Annotated in this window: 25 protein-coding genes; 17 read left to right on the forward strand and 8 right to left on the reverse strand. The window is 38.8% G+C overall.

What is annotated here, in order from left to right:
- The first annotated feature begins 108 nt into the window (after positions 1-108).
- On the forward strand, positions 109-591 hold the full coding sequence (locus tag ACQKL5_RS06515) for a DinB family protein (RefSeq protein WP_427607339.1): 483 nt from the start codon (positions 109-111) through the stop codon (positions 589-591).
- A 185-nt stretch (positions 592-776) separates the two neighbouring features.
- Positions 777-1,322, forward strand: a complete 546-nt coding sequence (locus ACQKL5_RS06520; RefSeq protein WP_427607340.1) for an acyl-CoA thioesterase — start codon at positions 777-779, stop codon at positions 1,320-1,322.
- A 39-nt stretch (positions 1,323-1,361) separates the two neighbouring features.
- Here ACQKL5_RS06520 and ACQKL5_RS06525 read toward each other — a convergent pair whose 3' ends face one another.
- Positions 1,362-1,997: a Bax inhibitor-1/YccA family protein gene (locus ACQKL5_RS06525; RefSeq protein ID WP_427607341.1), complete on the reverse strand. Its 636-nt coding sequence runs from the start codon at positions 1,995-1,997 to the stop codon at positions 1,362-1,364.
- A gap of 470 nt (positions 1,998-2,467) precedes the next feature.
- Here ACQKL5_RS06525 and ACQKL5_RS06530 point away from each other — a divergent pair, with 470 nt between their 5' ends.
- The 7 genes from ACQKL5_RS06530 (at position 2,468) to ACQKL5_RS06560 (ending at position 9,528) form a co-directional block, all read left to right on the forward strand.
- Positions 2,468-3,493 (forward strand): ABC transporter ATP-binding protein, encoded by a 1,026-nt coding sequence (locus ACQKL5_RS06530; protein WP_427607342.1) that lies wholly within the window; start codon positions 2,468-2,470, stop codon positions 3,491-3,493.
- Positions 3,471-4,397, forward strand: a complete 927-nt coding sequence (locus ACQKL5_RS06535) for an ABC transporter ATP-binding protein (RefSeq protein WP_427607344.1) — start codon at positions 3,471-3,473, stop codon at positions 4,395-4,397. Before ACQKL5_RS06530 ends, ACQKL5_RS06535 begins: the two co-directional genes overlap by 23 nt.
- 15 nt (positions 4,398-4,412) lie before the next feature.
- Positions 4,413-5,378 (forward strand): oligopeptide ABC transporter permease, encoded by a 966-nt coding sequence (opp4B, locus tag ACQKL5_RS06540; RefSeq protein WP_427607345.1) that lies wholly within the window; start codon positions 4,413-4,415, stop codon positions 5,376-5,378.
- Between the two features lie 22 nt (positions 5,379-5,400).
- The gene (locus ACQKL5_RS06545; RefSeq protein ID WP_427607542.1) at positions 5,401-6,300 is read left to right on the forward strand and encodes an ABC transporter permease; all 900 of its coding nucleotides are present in this window, start codon (positions 5,401-5,403) and stop codon (positions 6,298-6,300) included.
- Positions 6,301-6,319: 19 nt separating this feature from the next.
- On the forward strand, positions 6,320-8,086 hold the full coding sequence (opp4A, locus tag ACQKL5_RS06550) for an oligopeptide ABC transporter substrate-binding protein (protein ID WP_427607346.1): 1,767 nt from the start codon (positions 6,320-6,322) through the stop codon (positions 8,084-8,086).
- Positions 8,087-8,186: 100 nt separating this feature from the next.
- A complete protein-coding gene (locus ACQKL5_RS06555; protein WP_427607348.1) occupies positions 8,187-8,375 on the forward strand; it encodes a hypothetical protein in 189 nt (62 codons plus the stop codon).
- Between the two features lie 106 nt (positions 8,376-8,481).
- Positions 8,482-9,528 (forward strand): M42 family metallopeptidase, encoded by a 1,047-nt coding sequence (locus ACQKL5_RS06560; protein WP_427607349.1) that lies wholly within the window; start codon positions 8,482-8,484, stop codon positions 9,526-9,528.
- A 149-nt stretch (positions 9,529-9,677) separates the two neighbouring features.
- On the opposite strand, the gene ACQKL5_RS06565 is transcribed toward ACQKL5_RS06560, so the two are convergent.
- The 4 genes from ACQKL5_RS06565 to ACQKL5_RS06580 form a co-directional block, all read right to left on the reverse strand.
- Entirely contained in the window at positions 9,678-10,100 is a 423-nt protein-coding gene (locus tag ACQKL5_RS06565) for a pyridoxamine 5'-phosphate oxidase family protein (protein ID WP_427607350.1), read from the reverse strand.
- A gap of 677 nt (positions 10,101-10,777) precedes the next feature.
- A complete protein-coding gene (gene yidC / locus ACQKL5_RS06570; protein ID WP_427607351.1) occupies positions 10,778-11,563 on the reverse strand; it encodes a membrane protein insertase YidC in 786 nt (261 codons plus the stop codon).
- A gap of 28 nt (positions 11,564-11,591) precedes the next feature.
- A complete protein-coding gene (locus ACQKL5_RS06575; protein WP_427607352.1) occupies positions 11,592-11,879 on the reverse strand; it encodes a hypothetical protein in 288 nt (95 codons plus the stop codon).
- A gap of 354 nt (positions 11,880-12,233) precedes the next feature.
- Positions 12,234-12,467 carry a hypothetical protein gene (locus ACQKL5_RS06580; RefSeq protein ID WP_427607353.1) on the reverse strand — a complete coding sequence of 78 codons (234 nt, stop codon included), beginning with the start codon at positions 12,465-12,467 and terminating at the stop codon, positions 12,234-12,236.
- Positions 12,468-12,472: 5 nt separating this feature from the next.
- Here ACQKL5_RS06580 and ACQKL5_RS06585 point away from each other — a divergent pair, with 5 nt between their 5' ends.
- Positions 12,473-12,718: a hypothetical protein gene (locus tag ACQKL5_RS06585; RefSeq protein WP_427607354.1), complete on the forward strand. Its 246-nt coding sequence runs from the start codon at positions 12,473-12,475 to the stop codon at positions 12,716-12,718.
- A 57-nt stretch (positions 12,719-12,775) separates the two neighbouring features.
- On the opposite strand, the gene ACQKL5_RS06590 is transcribed toward ACQKL5_RS06585, so the two are convergent.
- Entirely contained in the window at positions 12,776-13,555 is a 780-nt protein-coding gene (locus ACQKL5_RS06590) for a glycerophosphodiester phosphodiesterase (protein ID WP_427607355.1), read from the reverse strand.
- 254 nt (positions 13,556-13,809) lie between these two features.
- Positions 13,810-14,226, reverse strand: a complete 417-nt coding sequence (locus ACQKL5_RS06595; protein WP_427607356.1) for an organic hydroperoxide resistance protein — start codon at positions 14,224-14,226, stop codon at positions 13,810-13,812.
- A 190-nt stretch (positions 14,227-14,416) separates the two neighbouring features.
- On the opposite strand from ACQKL5_RS06595, the gene ACQKL5_RS06600 reads away from it, so the two are divergent.
- From ACQKL5_RS06600 to nhaC, 7 genes are all read left to right on the forward strand, one after another.
- The gene (locus ACQKL5_RS06600; RefSeq protein WP_427607357.1) at positions 14,417-14,800 is read left to right on the forward strand and encodes a GntR family transcriptional regulator; all 384 of its coding nucleotides are present in this window, start codon (positions 14,417-14,419) and stop codon (positions 14,798-14,800) included.
- Positions 14,797-15,696 carry an ABC transporter ATP-binding protein gene (locus ACQKL5_RS06605; RefSeq protein WP_427607358.1) on the forward strand — a complete coding sequence of 300 codons (900 nt, stop codon included), beginning with the start codon at positions 14,797-14,799 and terminating at the stop codon, positions 15,694-15,696. Before ACQKL5_RS06600 ends, ACQKL5_RS06605 begins: the two co-directional genes overlap by 4 nt.
- Complete coding sequence (locus tag ACQKL5_RS06610; RefSeq protein WP_427607360.1) at positions 15,671-17,650, forward strand: hypothetical protein; 1,980 nt, start codon at positions 15,671-15,673, stop codon at positions 17,648-17,650. The genes ACQKL5_RS06605 and ACQKL5_RS06610 overlap by 26 nt, the downstream gene beginning before the upstream one ends.
- Entirely contained in the window at positions 17,643-18,176 is a 534-nt protein-coding gene (locus ACQKL5_RS06615; RefSeq protein ID WP_427607361.1) for an RNA polymerase sigma factor, read from the forward strand. The genes ACQKL5_RS06610 and ACQKL5_RS06615 overlap by 8 nt, the downstream gene beginning before the upstream one ends.
- Positions 18,177-18,502: 326 nt before the next feature.
- Entirely contained in the window at positions 18,503-18,628 is a 126-nt protein-coding gene (locus ACQKL5_RS06620; protein ID WP_427607363.1) for a hypothetical protein, read from the forward strand.
- A 310-nt stretch (positions 18,629-18,938) separates the two neighbouring features.
- Positions 18,939-20,513 (forward strand): peptide chain release factor 3, encoded by a 1,575-nt coding sequence (locus ACQKL5_RS06625; protein ID WP_427607365.1) that lies wholly within the window; start codon positions 18,939-18,941, stop codon positions 20,511-20,513.
- 320 nt (positions 20,514-20,833) lie between these two features.
- Positions 20,834-22,216: a Na+/H+ antiporter NhaC gene (nhaC, locus tag ACQKL5_RS06630; RefSeq protein WP_427607367.1), complete on the forward strand. Its 1,383-nt coding sequence runs from the start codon at positions 20,834-20,836 to the stop codon at positions 22,214-22,216.
- A gap of 90 nt (positions 22,217-22,306) precedes the next feature.
- Here nhaC and ACQKL5_RS06635 read toward each other — a convergent pair whose 3' ends face one another.
- A complete protein-coding gene (locus ACQKL5_RS06635) occupies positions 22,307-22,627 on the reverse strand; it encodes a hypothetical protein (protein ID WP_427607369.1) in 321 nt (106 codons plus the stop codon).
- Positions 22,628-22,707 lie beyond the last annotated feature (80 nt).

Raw genomic sequence — 22,707 nt, forward strand, 5'->3', positions numbered from 1 at the left:
AAAATAGACAACATTTGATGGGTTTACTATAAAGAAAACGCCTTCATATTTTACAATTTACCCTTATGATGGAATAATTATAGGGGTTAGAGAAGGGAGATGGTGAAAGTGGAAGAGAACAAAAAAATCAGGGAAGAACTTTTACAAGCGGTGAATGGATTATCCGATGAACAGTTAAATGCCCACCCCGAAGACGGTCGCTGGAGCATCATTCAGGTGTTAGATCATTTGTTTTTAATGGAGAGAGCCGTTACGAAAGGCATTGCCGATACATTGGCTAGCGATGAGATTAAACCCGCAGACGATAAACCGATACAGTATACGTTAAATCGTGACATTAAGGTGGAAGCACCATCCTTCGTAATACCAACAGAGGAGTTTCTGACATTAGATGAAGTGAAAACGAAGCTCTCAACTTCCCGAGAGGCATTGGAAGCGGTAGTCTCCAAAGCAAATGAGAGTGCTTTGAATGAAAAGTCGTTCCCACACCCCATGTTTAAAAATCTAAGTTTGAAGCAGTGGATTCCGTTTATCGGGCTTCATGAAAAACGACATTTATTGCAAATAGAAGAGTTGAAATCCAAATTATAAAAAAAACTCAGCCTAGTAGGTTGAGTTTTTTTTATATATGCATTCATTTAGGAGAGACTATGTAGGAGGTAGTCATCTGTTGTTTTATGTAAAAAGTGAGGGCTATAATCATGATTATTGCTTTAACGCGCAAAATTCGTTAAAGTGAACTAGTGAGAAAGACAACATAAAGGAGTGCAGTCACCATGGAAGAAATTAAACATTGCCAAGACTCTTTAGTCATAAAAACGAGCTTGGTCCTCCCGCCGGATACTAATAATATCGGTACGATGTTTGGAGGAAAATTGATGGCTTATATCGATGACGTAGCCGCTATATCTGCAATGCGTCATTCAAGGAGTAATGTTGTAACAGCTTCGACGGATTCTGTCGATTTCCTACATCCGATTCATGAAGGAAATGCAGTTTGTCTTGAAAGCTTTGTAACATTTACAGGCAGGACCTCTATGGAAATCATCGTAAAAGTTGTTGCCGAGGATTTACTTACTGGAGAAAGAAATCTATGTGTTATTTCCTTTTTAACTTTTGTCGCCATTGATGACAATGGTAAACCAATACCTGTTCCACGGTTGGTTCCGGAGACTGAAATGGAGAAAAATTTAAACGAATCGGCTAAACACCGGGCAGACGTACGGAAAAAAAGAAGAGATGATACCCAATACATCGCGAGTACCTTTGGTGTGAAATTACCTTGGACGACTGAAAGATCAGATCCAGGGTTATATAATTAATACTGAAAAACGGGCAGCTAATGCCCGTTTTTTCATTTATTAATCATCGCTTGATAGAATTCCAAAGAATCGAAGGATAGTAATGAATAAATTGATGAAATCTAGGTACAGATTCAAGGCCATAAGTGGTACTTCTTCTGCAGTTACCCCGTAATGCTTCATACGATTGAAATCATAAAGGACATATCCACTGAATACAAGAATTCCAATAAAGGAAAAGACGAGCATCGCTGTGGAACTTAACGGTGAGAATAGATTAAATATACTAATGGCAACTAAAGCTAGCAAGGAAGCCATAAGCATTCCACTTAAAAATGACAAATCCTTCTTGGTTGTTGTTGCATATAACGCTAATCCACCAAAGACGACGGTTGTCGTCACGCCTGCTAAAATAACGACATTTGCTCCGGCTAAAGCTAGGTAGTGAGCGATGATGGGATAGGTGGTTATTCCCGATATAAATGTAAAAGCATAAAGAAATGTGTATCCGATTGCTTTTTTTCTTCGCATGATAAATGCCCCGATTAGCATGGCGATTTCCAAAATCGCTAAAGGTAGAAATAAAGAAGGGGGGATAAGGGTTCCTGCAGTCATTCCTATAACGGAAATGGCTAGGGATATAGCAAATGTGCGCATGACAGAGGGTATATAAGAATCTACGGTATGTGAATACATTGGGTTTGCCTCCATATAATTATTTATACCATCACTTACGCAATTAAGTTTGAAAGGTTTCACTTTTAATTGGAGGCATTTATAAAGAATAAGGCCCTCTTGGGTTAATATATTGTGGATAATAATTTTCCGAAATATCAAAATATTAAGAAAACTATTGAGTGAAATCGTAACTTAATGAAAGGCTAAATTGTTTAGGAATAGCCTGAATTTATTATTTTTATATATAAAATTTTATCAATCTATTTCATTTATTGATAATTATCCCGTTATTATAGTAATAAAAAATGAAAAAAATTAATTTATAAAAATAAAATTATAGGGAAAAATTATTCCTGAAGTTATAATTAATTAAAAAAATGTTATAATTTGATAGAAATATGTTGAATAAATATTAAAAATTGATTACAATTTTATTTAATTATCAGAAAATTTTTATTTTACCGGTAAAACAGTTTAGGGGGATCAGGATGAAAAAAGCAATATTGCAAGTTGAGAACCTCACTACCTCATTTCGAATCCAAGATAAATATCATGCAGCAGTGGATGATGTCTCATTTACGGTGAATGAAAATGAAATTGTAGCAGTGGTTGGTGAGTCAGGTTGTGGTAAGAGTGCACTAGCCCTCTCTATCATTCAATTACATAATATGCAAAGAACGAAATCTGAAGGTGTCATAAACTATAAAGGCCAGAATTTACTCGATCTTAATGATTCACAAATGAATAAAGTTAGAGGTAAGGAATTAGGAATGATATTCCAAGAACCATTGACGGCATTGAATCCCTTGATGACTGTCGGAAAACAGATTGAGGAAAATTTGGATTATCATACGAATCTATCAACTGATGAAAAAAAGAAAAGGACGATAGAACTTTTAACACAGGTCGGCATCCCTTATCCGGATAGGACCTATAAACAATATCCCCATGAACTTTCGGGTGGTATGCGTCAAAGGGCCATGATATCGATTGCGATTGCTTGCAATCCTGCTTTAATCATCGCCGATGAGCCAACGACGGCTCTCGATGTGACGATTCAAGCTCAAATCCTGGATTTGTTGAAGGAAATACAAAGTAAGACAAAAATGGGCATCATCTTGATTACTCATGATTTGAGCGTAGTGGCAGAGGTTGCCGACCGCATCGTCGTGATGTATGCCGGACAAGTGGTTGAGACGGGAAGCGTCAAAGAAATTTTCAAGAAACCACTTCATCCTTATACCCGATCATTAATGAATTCCATCCCATCAGCACTTACCGATAAAAAACGTTTGCATGTTATAGAAGGCATCGTACCATCCATTGCGAAAATGGACAGGAATGGCTGCCGGTTCCAAGAGCGAATTCCTTGGATTCCTAAACAGGCCCATGAGGAGTCACCTACCCTACATGAGGTAGGGCAGGATCATTTCGTAAGGTGCACATGTTATAAGGATTTTTATTTTCAATCTGAAGGAGATGCGTTGCCTTATGACATTACTCAAAATAGATAATTTAAAAGTGCATTTTCCGATAAGAGGCGGCTTTTTTCGTAGAGTGGTAGATCATGTAAGAGCCGTCGATGGTGTGTCATTCGAATTACAGCAAGGTGAGACCTACGGTTTGGTTGGAGAATCCGGAAGTGGAAAGTCCACGACGGGTAAGGCTGTGGTCAAACTGAATGAAGTAACATCAGGAAAAATCATGTTCGAAGGAAGGGATTTAGCTTCGTTGAGCAGAAGAGAAATCAAACCTTTCCGAAGAGATATCCAAATGATTTTTCAGGACCCGTATTCCTCGTTAAATCCTAAAAAGCGGGTGCTCGATATCATCGCTGAGCCGCTAAGGAATTTTGAGAGGCTGTCCCCTGGAGAAGAAAAGAAAATTGTCCAGGACTTCCTGGATAAAGTCGGTCTAAGCCCGGAATCGATTTACAAATATCCGCATGAATTTTCCGGTGGACAACGTCAGCGTATAGGAATCGCTAGGTCATTGACGTTAAAACCTAAACTAATCATTGCCGATGAACCGGTTTCGGCGCTAGATGTGTCGGTTCAAGCACAGGTATTGAACTTCCTTCAAGATTTACAGGAGGAGTTTAATCTAACCTATTTATTTGTGGGCCATGACCTTGGGGTAATCAGGCATATGTGCGACCGGATGGGCGTAATGTACCGAGGTAGAATAGTAGAAGAGGGGACAAGTCAGGAAATCTATGAAAATCCCCAGCACATCTACACGAAACGTCTTATAGCTGCCATACCGGATCTAGAACCTGAAGTCCGTGAGCAAAAAATACGGCTAAGGAAAGAATTGGCAACGGAATATGAAGCATCTTATTCACAATACTTTGATGAAAATGGACGGGCGTATGATTTGAAGCCTATTACTTCAACGCATAGAGTCGCAATACAATAAGGAGGTGGATTGTACATGTGGAAATTTATCCTTAGGCGTTTTTTAGTCATGATTCCTCAGCTCTTTCTCTTGAGCATCATCGTTTTCATGATGGCAAAAGCCATGCCAGGTGATGCCTTGTCAGGTCAGGAACTCAATCCAAGGGCTAATCCGGCCGAACTCGAAAGAATCAGGGAAGATATGGGCTTGAATGACCCTTGGTACCAACAATATATTAGATGGGCTTCCAATGCTATCCATGGTGACTTTGGCATTTCGTATACACATAAGACACCTGTTATGGATGTTATTGAGAATAGGCTTTGGAATACGGTTTTCCTTGCATTCGTGACCCTTATCTTTACCTATCTGCTAGCTATCCCACTCGGCATTGTAAGCGGTAGGTATAATGATACGTGGTTGGATAAGGGAATTACCGGTTACAGTTACCTAGGTTTTGGCACACCAATTTTCATTTTTGCTTTAATTATGCTATTTGTTTTCGGTTTCGGTCTAAATTGGTTCCCATCTGGCGGAAGCGTTGATTCCAAAGTGGATGAAGGAACATTCGCATTTTTCATTAGTAAGCTTAATCATGTAATATTACCAGCTTTAAGTACGGCTATAATAGCAACGACAAGTACCATTCAATATTTACGAAATGAAATCATAGATAATAAAATTAAGGATTTCGTAAGAACCGCACGCTCGAAGGGTGTTCCGGAATCGAAAGTATACTCACGACATATCTTGAGAAATTCATTTCTACCGATTGCAGCTTTTTTAGGATATGAAATCACTGGATTAATCGGAGGCTCTGTCATAATAGAGACCATTTTTAGTTATCCAGGATTAGGCCAGCTTTTCCTTAGCTCTGTCAGTCTGCGGGATTTCAGTGTTGTGACGGCCATTGTCATGATGACGGGATTCGCCACTTTGCTTGGCACTCTTCTTTCTGACATCATACTTAGCGCGGTGGATCCGCGTATACGGATAGAATAGGGGCGGGGTGAGTCAAATGGAAATGAAAGTGGAAACTGGAAAGAACGTTCAAGTACAAGATGTGAGTCCTTCGGGAATGAAAATCATATGGCAAGAAATTAAGAAAGATAAACTGGCAATGGGCTCCTTGATTATACTCGCAGCCGTTTTGCTTTTCGTTTATGGTGCGTCTTTCTTCATGGATGCCAAGGAGATTGCTAAAGTCGATTTCCTGTCTATCTACATGGAGCCATCTTCGGACTATTGGCTTGGAACTGACTATGGCGGACGAGATGTATTTGGGCAATTAATCATCGGTACTAGGAATTCATTTACGATTAGTTTATTTATTACTTTATTCACGGCTATAATCGGATTGACTTTTGGGCTTCTTGCTGGTTACTTTGGCGGTGTTACCGATAATGTAATCATGCGTGTAATAGATTTTGTCATTGCCCTGCCACAGTTAATGTTCATCATTGTTTTTGTTACGATTGTACCTACATTTAATGTCACGGTTTTCATTTTGATCATGACGCTATTTTTATGGACAGGTAAAGCAAGGCTCATTCGTTCAAAGGTATTATCTGAGCGTGAATTGGATTATGTTCATGCTTCACAAACACTGGGTACGCCGCATTGGAAAATTATCATTTTTCAAGTGCTTCCCAATATCAGTTCATTGATCATCGTTAATTTCATTTTGAATCTTGCAGGCAATATAGGCCTAGAATCCAGTTTGACCTTTTTGGGATTCGGTCTTCCAGAGAGCTCACCGAGTTTAGGTACGCTCATTAGTTATGCTCGAAACCCAGATGTTTTAGAAAACAAATGGTGGATATGGATACCCGCATCACTCATGATTTTAGTGTTGATGCTGAGTATAAATTTTGTTGGTCAAGCACTAAAACGTGCTGCTGACGCAAGACAAAGAAGAGGATAAAAAAGGGGAGTGTAATGTCATGAAGATTAAAAAATATAGCAAGGTATTAAGTGCATTGGCGGTTTCATCTTTATTGCTTGCTGCATGTTCAGATGATACGTCTACAAAAGAGAAAAAGGGAAAAGCTGTTGAGCAGGTAGATGCATCGAAATTCCCGTCAGTTACATCAAATAAAGGGAAGCCGATTGAAGGCGGTCACCTTACTTATGGTTTGGTATCTGATACGCCATTTGAAGGAATCTTAAATAAGGTGTTCTACCAAGGTGATCCGGATAATCAAGTTATTACGTTCTTTGATGAAGATTTATTGGATACGGATGAAGATTGGGTATTTACTAATGAAGGCGCAGCTACCTATGAAATATCAGATGATAATAAAACGGTCTCACTTACCATCAAAGACAATGTTAATTGGCATGATGGAAAACCTGTAACAGGGGCTGACTTGGAATATGCTTATCTAGTAATGGGAAGCAAAGAGTACAAGGGAGTCCGTTATGATGAACAAATGGCATTGATTGAAGGAATGGAAGAGTATCATGAAGGAAAGGCAGACAGTATTTCCGGGATCAAGGTAGACGGAAAGAAAATAAGCTTCACCTTTAAGAAAGCGAACCCTTCGGTTAAGACAGGACTATGGACATATCCGCTTCACAAGGAATACTTAAAAGATGTTGCGATTGGTGATTTGGAGTCTTCCGATAAAATTCGTAAGAATCCTATTGGATTCGGACCATTCAAAGTGAAGAAAATCGTTCAAGGGGAAGCGGTGGAATTCGAAGCGAATAAAGATTATTACCGTGGAGCTCCCAAGTTGGACAGCGTTACATTGAAAGTTATCAATCCATCAGTCGTTGCGAAGTCCTTGGAAAATGGTGATGTTGATGTAGCAGCAGTTTCGGCTGATTATTATGATCAAGCTAATGCATTGAAAAACATCGAGATTTTAGGAAAAGTAGACTTGGCTTATTCGTACATCGGTTTTAACTTAGGGCATTATGATAAGGAAAAGGGCGAAAACGTGATGGATAACCCGAAATTCCAAGATAAACGACTTCGCCAAGCGATGGCCTATTCCATCAATAACGAACAAGTCGGCGAGAAGATGTATAAAGGGCTTCGTTTCCCTGCCAACTCGGTTATCACGCCAACGTTTAAATATAACAATAAAGACATAAAACCATATGAATATGATCCAGAAAAAGCGAAAAAACTATTGGATGAAGCAGGATATAAAGATACGAATGACGATGGTCTTCGTGAAGATCCGGATGGCAAGGAGTTCAAAATCAATTTTGCATCCATGAGTGGAGGAGATATTGCGGAACCACTTACGAAATATTACATCCAACAATGGCAGGAAGTTGGACTGGATGTTCAAATGCTTGATGGTCGTCTTCATGAGTTCAACTCTTTCTACGATATGTTGAAAAAAGACAGCGATAAGGTAGATATTTACCAAGCTGCATGGGGCGTGGCTTCCGATCCAGATCCATCTGGACTCTGGTCAAGACAAGCACAATTCAATTATACTCGCTGGGTGAATGACAAAAATGATGAACTACTGGCAAAAGGAATTTCTGAGGAAGCGTTCGATGATAAATACCGTGTTGATACGTATAATGAGTGGCAACAGTTGATTCATGATGAAGTGCCTCTTATCCCAACTCTATTCCGATATACAATGACTGGAGTCAATAAACGGGTGACCGGTTATGATTATACTGCAGGCCGCGAATATCAATGGTTTGATGTAGGTGTGACAGAAGAATCAGCTAAAAAATAATGTATAAAATCGGCTGCCTCCAATGGCAGCCGATTCTTTGGTTTCAAGATGGTGAATAAAGGTTATATATGAATAGTAAGTAATTGGAAGGGTGATAATGATGGAAGTGAGAAATCCTAATGAAACAAAGAGGGAACTTGAAATATTGTTTACGGAATCGGTGGGTCGTTTATTAAAGCCGCTGGAAGAAGAAATCATTGCAGACATCGTAGCCTATCCCGATGAAAAGAGAATTGCTTTCTTGGAATATATGAAGGAAATGTCCAATAAACGAAGACAGTTAAAATGATTTTTCTGATTATTGTTAAAGAACCGTCTGCAGACGGTTCTTTAGTGTGTTCAATGAAAGCAGAAAGAGATATAATTTTATATAGAAGAAGAAGGGAGCGTTCCATATGAATCACATTAATGAAAAAGAAATCGTTTCATACATAAAAGAGTTAGTCTCCATTCCGAGTCCTTCCGGTTATACGGAACAGGCCATTAAGTACACAGCAGCATTCATGGAGAGCAAACAAGTGCCTTATCAAATTACGAATAAGGGAGCGTTGCTTGCCACGTTAAAAGGGAAGGATGATAGCTGTCATCGTTTGCTAACAGCCCATGTGGATACCTTGGGAGCGATGGTTAAGGAAATTAAGCCGAATGGCCGTCTGAAGTTGACGATGATCGGTGGTTTCCGATGGAATTCAGTGGAAGGCGAATATTGTAAAATCCATACAGCAGGTGGAGACGTCATCACAGGGACGATTTTGATTAACCAAACGTCCGTACACGTGTATAAAAATGCTGGGGATGCTAAACGTGATGAAGAGACAATTGAAGTCAGAATCGATGCAGTAGTCAACTCAAAAGCGGAAACTGAAGACGTTGGCATTTCTGTTGGCGATTTTGTTTCATTTGAACCAAGGGTAGAGGAAACAAAAACAGGCTTCTTGAAATCAAGGCATTTGGATGACAAAGCAAGTGTTGGCATTTTGCTTCATATCATTGAACTGATTCAAGCCGGGAAAATCGAGTTGGCATATACGACGCATTTCTTGATTTCAAACAATGAAGAAATCGGTTATGGTGGAAATTCCAATATTCCAGATAAAACGGTTGAATACCTAGCGGTCGATATGGGCGCAATCGGGGAAGGTCAAACGACGGATGAATACAGTGTATCCATATGTGCTAAAGACTCATCCGGTCCGTATAATTATAAATTACGTCAGCACTTAGTTTCACTCGCAAAGGCCAATGATGTCGATTATCGGGTCGATATTTATCCGTATTATGGTTCTGATGCCTCTGCAGCAATTCGTGCAGGATTCGATGTGGTTCACGGCTTAATCGGACCAGGCATTGACGCCTCACACGCATTTGAGAGAACGCATCTCTCATCTTTAAAGCATACAGCGAATCTGATTGCTCATTATTTACAATCCGAGCTTGTATAATTAAATGGAAACCCTCGCTCACGTTAAGTGAACGAGGGTTTTGATATTTATCGGTCAAACAGAACAATATAATGGTCAAATCTGCTGCTTTATCAGTCAAATCAGCCAATATATGGTCCAACTGAGGCATATATCGGCCAATTAGAAAATTATAAATCCATTTCTTCTGGTGGCTCACCATTATTGTTCATTAGGCGGATATTTTCAGGCTTGATTTGTAATAATACATAGTTTGGATCCTCTGGTCCTTTAAACCATTGTTCAAAGGATTTATTCCATAATTTTTTCTTTAAATCTGCAGAATCATTGATTTTGGAAGTACCGGAAATTTCGATGTAAGAATCTCCAAGGCCTTCATTTTCATAACCTAACAAAATATGAACATGTGGGTTCTTTTCAATTTCATCTATTTTTTCTGTCTCTACGCTAGTTGGTGTATAAAAGGTTAATTCCTCGTTGAAGAATGTCATATAGCGGGAATAGGGTTTGTTATTTTCCACTGTTGATAGAACACCGATTTTGCTTTCCTTGATCACATTCAATATTTTTTCTTTTAATTGATCTTGACTCATCTTCACCACTCCTTTTATTTTTCTCATTCTTACTCTTCCACTTCTTGCGACAACTTAAACAAATTTGTACAGTTTTACGAATGTCATGAATGGATTTCTGGACAAGATACTATATTGTTCATTTATGCATTAAAAAGGAAGGTTGGTTTTTCGATAAATGCACCTAAAGCAAATAAAACAATAATCCTAAAAAAAGGTATTTATGTTAAAATATAAATAAATTCATGAAGGAATTCACGTAAACCAACGCTGTATTTCAATTGTAGATATGAAATTAATGGTCATCGAAAGGGGTGGGTAAGATCAGTGAACGATTCGAACTAAGTTTTAAAAATAAGGAAGTTAGAATGTGGTTTTATATCATAGTGCCAGCTTTTATGATAGGAATCTTATTTACGTTCATTGGAGGCCTCACCTATAATTATGCTCTATGGATAATGATAGTAGTAGCATGGGTTATCTTTTATACATGGCGTTTTCTTTACAGGAGGAAACAGAAGAAAAAAATAAACCCGTCTTAAGCTATAGGGTTGCGTTCCATTATGTTGCTTTTTCACAAACACTGCTTTATATCCAAATACAATGAATTTTATGTTTACTAACTTACCGTTTCTAAAAAAACACCCCACAGTATCGACCTTTTAGATTCGATACTGCGGGGTGTCCTTTATATTGGTTTAGCTTTTTTTGAGTGTACTTTCATTTACTGCAGGGACATTCTTTTTGTCATTGTTAAATAAACGTTGAAGAACAATGGTCTGAACGACCATAAACAATCCGCCTACTGACCAATATAGTGGCAAAGCAGCAGGGGCCGAGAATGAGATGAACAATATCATCGCAGGTGATATGAAGCTCATCAATTTCATTTGTTTTTGCTGGTCTTCTGGCATTTGCCTCATAGAAATGACAGATTGGAAATAATAGATGACGCCGGCAATGACTGCCATGGCGATATTAGGCTCCCCAAGGCTGAACCAAAGGAAGTTATGGGTCGCGATTTCATGAGACCCTTGAATCGCATAGTAGACGCCCATTAAAATCGGCATTTGAATCAGAAGTGGGAGGCAACCCATATTTAAAGGGTTCACACCATGCTTCTGATAAAGCTTCATCATTTCCTGCTGAAGTTCCTTTTGCTTGGCTGGATCTTTCGTCTCTTTCAATTTCTGTTGAATGGCAGTCATTTCTGGTTTTAATCCATTCATTTTCGTTTTCATATTGCGCTGTGTTTTATATTGCTTAATATTCAGTGGTAACAGGATGAGACGAATAATGACTGTCATCATAATGATACTTAACCCGTAGTTCCCGTTTAAAAATTCCGCATTAAACTCAAGAAAAGTATTCATTGGATTGACTATTACGGTGTGGAAAGGTCCGCTAGTTGCGGCTGAACAGCCAGATAGGACAGTAATCATCAAAAATAACGTTCCAATTAGTAGTGCATTCTTCTTCTTCAAAATATATTCCTCCTCAAATTGTTAATCGTTAGACAATGAAAAGGAGGCTTGGCTCTTCGGAATCATCTGGAGAGTCTTTTTGGCGAATAAAAGTGAAAAAGCGTCTTATGCCTTGCGAATGGAAAACGCTACCTGGATAAACAAGAGATTTACCAGGGTTTGAATGAAGTGAAGCTTGATATTTATCATTTAAGAGTGTCTGGTTTTTATTGATAAAGTAAAATGTCGCAAAGGGGAAGACAAAGGTCAACAAGTAGCCTGCCCATAGTGCATGGCGGATCGTTTGATAATCAAACTCTAATAATAACTCCCACATAGGAATCCCTCGTTTTTGTATTGGATAAGGATGTTACTGTTTATAAAACATTATAAATTCTGTAAGAACACTATACCAGATTCAAGATAGATAAAGCGAAAAAATAATATAGTTTTTTTAAAATAGTAAGGATTATTATTCCCAGGTACCAACTGATGTTTCAGAATTTATCCGATTAGGCGTATCCATTTTTCACATATGGTCATCAGTCTACATATGAATAAAGGGAAGTTTAATTACGAGGTGAAATAGGGATGAATCCATACGATCCATTGAATTCTCAAAGTTATTTTGATAATCAGTTATATCCTAATCCATTTACCCACTATGTAGGCGAAGATTTTCCGATAGACCCTAATCAATTTGGACAACAAAGCCAAGGAGAAAGACAGCCACCCCCACGTCCTCCTCAAGGAGGTCCACCACCGAGACCGCCCCAAGGAGGTCCGCCCCAAGGCCCTCCCCAAGGAGGTCCGCCCCAAGGCCCGCCTCAAGGAGGTCCACCGCCGAGACCGCCCCAAGGAGGTCCACCACCAGGCCCGCCCCAAGGCAGCCCGCCACCACGCCCTCCTCAAGGAGGAGGTCCACCTTCCGTGCCGCCGCCTTTATTTATTCCGCAGCTTATCAATATAGGATTATTTGGCATAGAAGCAGGGTCAATGAGAAGGTGTTTATTTCAAAATACGTATGTCTGGCTGAAAAATGGCCGATCATTTTGGTTCTACCCTACTTACGTAGGTCGTAATTCTGTGGCTGGTTATCGCTGGAGACCCAATCAAAAACGGTGGGCTTATTATGGTACTGATGAAGATGAGATTCGATCTTTTCAATGTTATTAAAAAACAATCCGCTTCTGCGGATTGTTTTTTAAGGGGAACTTCATTTTTGTTTCCATATCAAAAAAAGTCTGGATAATCAGAGATGATTCCATCCAATTCCATTTTCTTTAACGAGTGCATTTGTTTTTTATTATTGACGGTCCAGGTAAATACTTTCATTCCGTGACTTCGTATTCGTGCAATAAGAGACTGGGTTAACAAAGTTTGCTTTGGATTCGCAAAAGTTGCAAATTCCGATATTTCTTTTAGTTTTTGATCCGAAATTCTCCGTTTTATCAGTACACCGACTGGAATGTTGGGTAAGAGATCATGAAAATTCTTCATGGATTTCATATCAAAAGAATGAACCATAATCTTATTTTCACTCATGGAACCAATCGGCCTTTTTAGCAGTTCATCTGCCAGCTTCCTCTCGATACCGGGGTATTGAGAGGGATGTTTAATTTCTATCAATATCCCAACATCATTTGTCGAAAACGCGTCTAATACCTCGCTAAGTAGGGGAATTCTCTCGTTTCTAAAATCAGGATGGAACCAACTGCCGGCATCCAGTTTCAGTAACTCTGCCGCTGTAAAATCTTTTAGGTTCCCTTTACCGTTCGTTGTCCTCTCTAGTGTGGGATCGTGGTGAACCACAAGCACCCCGTCTTTACTTAGGTGGATATCCACCTCGAGGAAATCAACTCCCATTTCAATGGCTTTATAATAAGATGCCATCGTATTTTCAGGACAGTATCCCGATGCCCCACGATGTCCAATTTTCAGAGGTGAAGGATGCTCCGAGTGGAAGGGGATAGGCCTTTTCCTTCTTTTAAGAGAGAGTACTAGTATGAACAAAAAGATTATCAATACTATTAAGTAAAACTCTTTCAATGTGAACACTCCTTAATTCCATTGGGTTTACCGATAGTAATTATTTACCCCAATTTAAATCAATTAAAGGAGCTTTGTCAAAATAATCTAATATAGGGGAGGGAGTAATGAAGTACCACAATGAAAGAGTAACGTAATGGGACTTGAAATGTTGAGTAGATGAAATCAACTGAAAAAAGGAAAGGAACCAGCTTCTGTAGCTGATTCCTTTCCTTTTATTATACGATGATTGGTGTAACGTCTATATTTCCACGGGTTGCTTTAGAATAAGGGCAGGTAGCGTGTGCTTTCTGTACAAATTGTTCGGCTTCTTCCTTGCTTAGTTCTGGTATGGAAACATCTAATCTAACAGCCAATTTAAAGCCCCCATCGGTTTCATCTTTCCCAATCGTGACGTTGGCAGTAACTGTTGTATCCACTTTCTTTTTTTCTTTACTTAGGACAAGGTTCAAAGCACTGTCAAAACAAGCGGCATATCCTGCGGCAAATAACTGTTCTGGATTAGTTGCCTTTTCACCTGATCCACCCAATTCCTTTGGTGACTTTACATCAAAATCTAGGATGCCGTCTTCTGATTTAACATGTCCTTCACGACCACCGTGTACGGTAACTGCAGTTGTATATAATGGTTTCAAAAAAAACAACTCCTTTTGATTTAGTTAGTTTATAGTTTCCCTATATGAGATTTTTTAAACAAAAGATAGAGAGTTCGCTATGAATGAAAAATGGATAATATTTTAAATATATGTATTAATTTGGAATAATTTGTTTTATAATAACTGTATTAAGCAGCGTAGTACACCTAGGACAGTGAGGGGGCTGATAATGTTTGAGCTGGACGTACAAAGTAGAAGACCCATCTATGAACAATTAATGGAGAAATTCAAGGAGCTTATGATTAGTGAAGTACTACGAGAGCATGATCAATTGCCTTCTGTTAGAATACTGGCTCAGGAACTGACCATTAATCCTAATACCATTCAAAAAGCATATAGGCAGCTTGAAACGGATGGGTACATTTATACAATACCTGGAAAAGGTAATTTTGTATTACCACAAAGAAATTCGAAAAATTCATTAAAAGAAGAAAAGATAAAGTCAGAGCTAACAAAGGTGCTTGCGGAAGCCTTATATATTGGAGTTGAAAAGAAGGAGATTTATAGGATAGTCGAAGAAACTAGTTTGTTAGCTAAGGGGGGAAATACATGATTGAAATAAAGCGGGTTAATAAGTTATATGATGGGAAAGAAGCAATCAAGGACATAACCCTATCCATCCAAAGAGGGTCTATTTTTGGATTATTGGGATCGAATGGGGCAGGAAAGACGACCCTTTTGAAAATGCTATCAGGTAATTTAATTCAGGATAGCGGAGAAGTTCTTATTGACCAATCCCCTGTATTCGAAAACCGCGAAGTGAAAAATCGGTGTTTCTTCCTTCCTGATATGCCTTATTTCTTGGCTAATTATTCCGTCTTACAAATGGCAGGTTTTTATAGTCACGTATACAGTGATTGGAATCAAGAACGCTTTTGTCAATTGCAGGAAGTGTTCACAATCCCCTTTCAATATAAAATTCATAAACTTTCTAAGGGAATGCAGAGACAGGTTGCTTTTTGGCTGGCGCTTTCAACGATGCCGGAAGTGCTCATACTCGATGAACCCTTTGATGGTCTTGATCCGGTCATGCGTAAAAATGTGAAACAGTTATTGATTCAGGATGTATCAGAACGAGAAATGACGATTTTAATTTCTTCCCACAACCTTCGGGAAATTGAAGATTTGGCCGATCATGTGGGGATATTGCATCATGGGAAGCTGATCATTCAGAAGGATTTGGATGATTTAAAAGCGGATGTACATAAAGTTCAAATTGCCTTTAAAAATAATATTCCATATGGTATTTACCGTGGCATAAACATCCTGAATAAGGAAAGGCGTGGCAGCGTCATCGTATGCATTGTAAAAGGAAAAGAATCAGATATTAAGGAGCATTTCAATCAATTTCAACCTGAAATATTCGATATGCTACCCCTTACTTTAGAAGAAATCTTCATTTATGAAATGGGGGATATAGGGTATGCCATCCAGAATAACATCATTTAATAGAGAACTGATATTTTATATTTTCAGAAGTTCCGGATGGATTGGTTTTCTTTATTTCATCGGTCTTATTTTTGCGCTGCCTTTGGAAATATTAACGATTATTCTTAATGATAATAATGAATATATGAACTTTGTAAATTTATTTTCCAGTCAGCAGATGATTCAATTTGTCTTAGTCATTACCATTCCGGTGCTGCTTGCCATTTTTCTTTTTCGGTTCTTGCACGTTAAACAAGCTTCGGACTTTTTACATAGCTTACCCATTACGCGAAGAAGTATATATTTTCATATGATAGGGATGGGGATTGTTTTTATCAGCCTACCCATTTTGCTTACAGGGTCAGTATTGGGGATATTCCATTCAGCTTTAGATGTTGATAAGCTATATGACCTTGCAGATATTGGATCCTGGATGGGAATTACCTTTTTGATGGAGGGAGTGATTTTTTCCGTAGCTGTTCTAATAGGAATGGTGACGGGGCTCTCATCCCTACAAGGATTACTTACCTATATAACTCTTGGGTTACCGGCTGGATTATTTATCTTACTTATAGCGAATGCGAGATTTTTGTTGAAGGGCTTTTTTTCCGAATATTACTTAAATGCCAAAATGAATAGTATTTCGCCTTTGCTGGCGGCTACGGAAATGGAAAAAGTGCCTTTTTTCTCGTTCCAAATATTGATCTATGCAATCGTCGCCTGCCTCTTTCTATGGCTATCGTTAATTCTTTATGAACGAAGAAAATTGGAGCATGTATCACAGGCTTTTGTTTTTCCTATGATTAAACCAATCTTTAAATATGGCTTGACAACAAGCATGATGCTTTTTGCCGGATTTTATTTTAGTCAGTCTACAGGGAAAATGGAATGGGTATTAGTTGGTTATGTTATTGGGTCTATGATTGGCTATTATTTAGGCGATCTCGTCTTACAAAAGACTTGGCGAGTCACGGTCTCCTTAAGAGGGTACGCAATTTTTGCGGTGGCTTTCATTATGGTTGTCATCATTCTGAAGTTGGATCCGATATCTTTTGAATCAAAGGTGCCTGATAAAAACATGATTAACAGTATATATATCGGGAACTATTCACCCTTGTATGATGGAGATGACGAAACGGAAAAGGAATCTTCCTTCCTAAAAGAAAAAGAAAATATCTCAGCCGTTCGATTATTACATCAGCAAATACTAGAAAAGGGTAAGATGGAGAGCTTGGAAGAAACGAATCCCGAAAACTCTGTGTTCCTTATATATGAACTGGAGAATGGTAGGCGGTTAGCGAGAGAGTACCATTTGAAGAATTATGAAGCTTATTTACCGCTGTTAGCGAAAATCTATGAATCTAGCGAATATAAACATATGGTTAATGAGCTATTAAATGTACCTGTTGAGGAAGTTTATAAACTTAAAATCGATGCGACAGGAGAATTGGATAAATCCGTAACCATTACAGATAGACAACAGCTCCTGGAAGCAGTGCAAGCATTATCGGAAGACTTGAATAATCAGACGCTTGCTCAAATGACACAATTCTGGGGCGAATATGCCTACATTGAAATTCTTTTGGAAAATAATAAGACCATCTATATGAATTGGAATTCTTCTTATCCGGCTTTCACAAATTGGATGGAAAAAACAGGACAAGCGGATGAGGCAAGACTAACGGTAGATGATATTTCTCATATTCTTGTAGCCAAGTCTGATTTGAAATTTTCTGATGTAACCCAAGAAGAAATCAAAGCGGAAATAGAAAAGCAGCCCATTCAAATGAGAATTGACGGGCCAGTTGAAATCGATTCGGTTATCGAAAACAGCAGAATATATTATGGGGATGGCGATTATGTAGCTGTTATTTATTATAAAGATAGCCGAGATTTTGAGATTAGATCTTTTTCTAGTCCCCATGTTCCCAGTTTTATTTCGGACTACTTTAAGGGGGGTGAGGTTGATGGATGAGAGATTTAGAGAATCGGAAGGTTTTTCTTTGATATATCATTCATTTTATAAGCGGATTTATTATATCGCATTATCCATTATCAAATGTCCCTACCTGGCAGAGGATATCACGCAGGAAACCTATTTAAAGGCCTATACTAAACTGGATACGATTAAGGATAGCGGGAAAATGGGGCCATGGTTAGCATGCATTGCGACGAGAACGGCCATTGATTTTTCGCGTAAGCAAAAGCGGGGGAGTCAAGTCATCCAGCAGGAGATGATTGATTGGTTGGAAAGCAAGCCCTGTCGCCAATATGATGGGGATGATTCAATGGACTTATGGGTGCTAAAAGAAGATATCACCAATCTCTTATATAAATTATCCCATAAGCAACGGGAAATATTGCTACTGAAAGTAAATGGCGGATTAAAAGAACGGGAGATCGCCACAGTTCTCGAGATTAAGCAGGCGACTGTTAAAATCAATTTATATAGAGCCAGAAAACAATTAAGGAATGAGTTATACCTCAAAGGAATTGCATAGATAAAATAAGGGATACTCTCCAATTGTGTGAATTGGAGAGTATCCCTTTTAGATTATTGTTGGTGTGGATTTAATCCTCCCTTAACCATATAGGTGTAAACGTAATGCTATAGGGGAAAGTAAGACAGAGGTGCTTCTTACTATTCATAGCAGTTTCAATGGCCGTGTGAGAAAGAAGATTCAACCCGGTAAAACTAAAAATCAATGATGCAGGAAGTGGAATGAGAATAGGCTTTTCTAAGCTGAAATTAGGATAAGGATGTTGTTGTCATAAGTTTTCCGAGATGATACTTGGGGTATAAGAAAAAAAGAAAGGATGATTGAATATGAAAAAAATCCTGAAACGAGCAGTAATTTTTGCCGCTCCATTAATATTTAAAGAAGTCAAGAAACGCTGGAAAAGAAAACGCAATCAAAAAGCGATGAAGGCTGGTAAGATCAGTAACTATTAGAACAAACCATAACCTTATAAGAAGCAGGGGAAAGGCGCTGATACAGCGTCTTTTGTTTTTTATTGCCCCTTTCAATTCCTGGATTTATTCACCCCTACATCTTTCGTTCATATCGTGTTAAAATAGTAAGGTTGATTGAAATAGATGCCGAGTAGCGAAGGTATAAGCCTTATGATATATTTTTCCTACATATATTGTGTATGATCAAGACTTCTACATAAAGAAGAAAGGTTGACATTCCAATGTGAAAAAACCAATTAGGTTCTCTATAAATGCTAAGTGACAATTCCAATAATGAAAGGAACATATTATGCCTACTTTAAAAGAAGAGGTCCATTCTAGACGGACCTTTGCGATTATCTCCCACCCGGATGCCGGGAAAACTACATTAACAGAGAAATTACTACTGTTTGGTGGCGCGATTCGTGATGCCGGAACGGTTAAGGCTAGAAAAACAGGGAAATATGCGACAAGTGACTGGATGGAGATTGAAAAGCAACGGGGAATTTCCGTTACATCTTCAGTCATGCAATTTGATTATGATGATTTCCGCGTGAATATCCTGGATACACCAGGTCACCAAGATTTCAGTGAAGATACTTATCGCACACTGATGGCTGTAGATAGTGCCGTAATGATTATCGATTCGGCAAAAGGGATTGAAGATCAAACGGTTAAATTATTCAAAGTATGCCGCATGAGAGGCATTCCGATTTTTACCTTCATCAATAAAATGGACCGTCAAGGGAAAATGCCACTTGAGTTGCTTGCTGAGCTTGAGGAAGTGCTTGGTATTGAAACGTATCCAATGAACTGGCCGATCGGGATGGGAAAAGATTTCGTAGGTATATACGATCGATTCAATAACCGCATCGAACAATTCAAGACGGAAGGGCCGGAACGTTATCTTACTTTGAATGACGAAGGTGAACTTGAAGGAGATCATATACTGAAGGAATCACCGTTATATGAGCAAACATTAGAAGAAATAATGCTATTGACGGAAGCCGGAAACCAATTCTCGGAAGAGAGAATTGCTAATGGTCAACTAAGTCCAGTATTTTTCGGTAGTGCATTAACGGCGTTCGGTGTACAAACATTTTTAGATGCTTATCTCCAGTTTGCACCTGAGCCACAAGCTCGTATGACAACTTCAGGTGAAGTGAATCCTGTCAGTGAAGAATTTTCCGGATTTATTTTCAAGATTCAAGCAAACATGAATCCGAAACACCGTGACCGGATTGCTTTCCTTCGCATATGTTCAGGAAAGTTCGAGCGTGGAATGAATGTAAACTTGAGCAGAACGGGTAAACCGATTAACCTTTCGTCTTCTACCCAATTCATGGCGGATGACCGGAACACGGTTAATGAAGCGGTAAGCGGAGATATTATTGGTCTGTATGACACTGGGAACTATCAAATTGGTGATACGATTACGACAAGTAAAGATATGTATCAGTTTGAACGTTTACCTCAGTTTACTCCTGAACTTTTCATGCGGGTAACGGCTAAAAATGTAATGAAGCAGAAACATTTTCATAAAGGTATCAATCAGCTGGTCCAAGAAGGTGCCATTCAGCTCTTCAAAACGGTTCGTATGGAAGAATATCTACTTGGTGCCGTGGGTCAACTTCAATTTGAAGTATTCGAACATCGCATGAGAAATGAATACAATGTTGAGGTCATGATGGAGCGTATGGGTAGCAAAATCACCCGTTGGGCAGAAGATGAAAAACTGGATGAAAACTTGCACAGCTCTAGAAGCATCCTTGTTAAGGACCGCTATGATAAGTACGCGTTTTTGTTTGAAAACGAATTCGCACTACGTTGGTTCCAGGATAAGAACCCAGATGTGACATTATATAACCCAATGGATATGAAATAAGAAGAAGCCCGTAGCCCGTGTGTTTTTTACACGGGCTTTTTTTATTGCCCTATTGTTTTCTTAGGAATATTTATATGTAAAGATAATAGAGGGTCCATACCTTTTCATGGTGTGGTAATCTTCTAACAAACGGGAAATAGTATAGCTAATAATGGATAACCTAGTATATTGAAGCTCCATGTGCTTTTTTAATTAGGTATAGAATAATATTCCTTTGACAATTTTCAAAATCTCATATATATTAAGCCTATGCTTTAGCGCTTAAAAGCGTTTAAGTGTGAGCGGATCGTAGCAGTAACTTGAAAGTGGGGAATCATATCATGCGTCTGGAAGATGCTAAGCTAAAACTCTCTTTGCCTGAGGCACTAGGTGTTTTGGCCGTACTTTTATTAATCATCGCAACTGGAATTATATATTATGGTTTGGATCCGCATATCCCGATTATTGCGGCCATCCTTTTTTTATTTGTTTATGGAAAGATTAAGAAGCTACCTTTCTCCATTATGGAGTCGGCCATCGTAAAAGGGGCGGTCTCTGGTATGGGAGCCATCTACATTTTCTTTTTTATCGGTATGTTAATTTCAATCTGGATGGCGAGCGGGACAATTCCGACCATCATGTATTATGGATTTGATTGGATTTCAGGTCAGTCCTTTTATGCTGTGACCTTTCTGGTAACTTCGCTGCTTGGACTGTGCATCGGAAGTTCTCTTACCACTTCGGCAACAATAGGTGTGGCTTTCATTGGAATGGCAGCTGCAATGGATTTATCATTAGCTATCACGGCAGGTGCGATTATTTCGGGTGCGTTCCTAGGGGATAAAATGTCCCCACTTTCCGATACGACGAACCTGGCCTCCGAAACAGTCGGAGTATCCTTATTCGAGCATATAAAGAATATGCTTTGGACAACCGTTCCAGGATTTATCATAACGCTTGTTATCTTTTTCTTTCTTTCTCCTGACATTAAAATTGCCAGGATAGAAGAAATTGAAGTGATGAGCAGTATCTTGGAAAAGGAAACGATTATAAGTTTGTGGAGTTTGCTTCCCTTTGCCATTGTTTTAGGTATGGCAATTAAAAAGATATCGGCGATTCCTACTTTAGCAGCAGGTATCGTTTCCGCAGCTATCATTGCACTTATACAAACGCCAGGACTTTCCATTCCGAAACTAGCGGATATTTTATTTAGCGGTTTCGTCCTGGATAGTGGAATGGAACAACTGGATTCCATTTTATCGAGGGGCGGCATTGAAAGCATGATGTTCTCGATTTCGCTAGTATTATTGGCATTGGCCATGGGTGGATTATTATTTGAATTGGGCATTATTCCATCCATATTAAACAGCATTCAAGATTCGTTGACTAGTGTTTCAAAGTTGATTTCAGCAACGGTTTTCACAGGAATCAGTGCTAACTTCCTTGTTGGAGAGCAATATCTGTCGGTGTTGCTTCCGGGAAAGACCTTTCAGCAGAAATATGAAGATTTGGGATTACAGCCTAAAACGTTGGCACGGGTGCTGGAAGACTCAGGAACCGTTGTGAATCCACTTGTTCCGTGGGGAGTATGTGGGGTCTTTTTGACACAGGTATTAGGTGTTTCGACAATAGACTATGCACCATTTGCTTTCTTCTGTCTGCTCTGTCCATTGCTCAGTTTGATCAGTGGTTTTACGAAATTCGGAATTCATTATAATAAGTGAAAAAGAGAGAACTAATTATTCCTGATTAAATAGAACAAGAGAAGAAAATAATTCATTTTTCTTTTCTTGTTCTTCTTTTTGGAAAGTAATTTAGTTAAGTGATAATTCCTCTTTTGAAGTTATACGCCATTCATTTGCCACAAGCTTGTCAATATAATCGTTGATATCAATGTCCTCCAATTCTATGGCCACCGGCTGCAGAGAAACATAGCATTCACCTAACTCGTAATTAACAGTGACTTTAGCAACCTCATATCCATTATGAAAACCAGAGTCAAATCCCGGGTCATCGATGATATCCCCTGTAATGGGACGAAACGGGGATTCAAATGTTTTCATCACCAATTCGGTTCTATTATTTTCTTTTTGTTCTTGGGATGAGGTTAGAAAAATAAGCATGTTGATTCTCATCTATTCATCTCCTTACCATATTAATTATAGTCACAGATATATGAATGATTATAGTTAACTACAAACCCTTCTTAACATAA

The sequence above is a fragment of the Peribacillus sp. NPDC097675 genome (assembly GCF_050277655.1).
GTDB lineage: Bacteria > Bacillota > Bacilli > Bacillales > DSM-1321 > Peribacillus.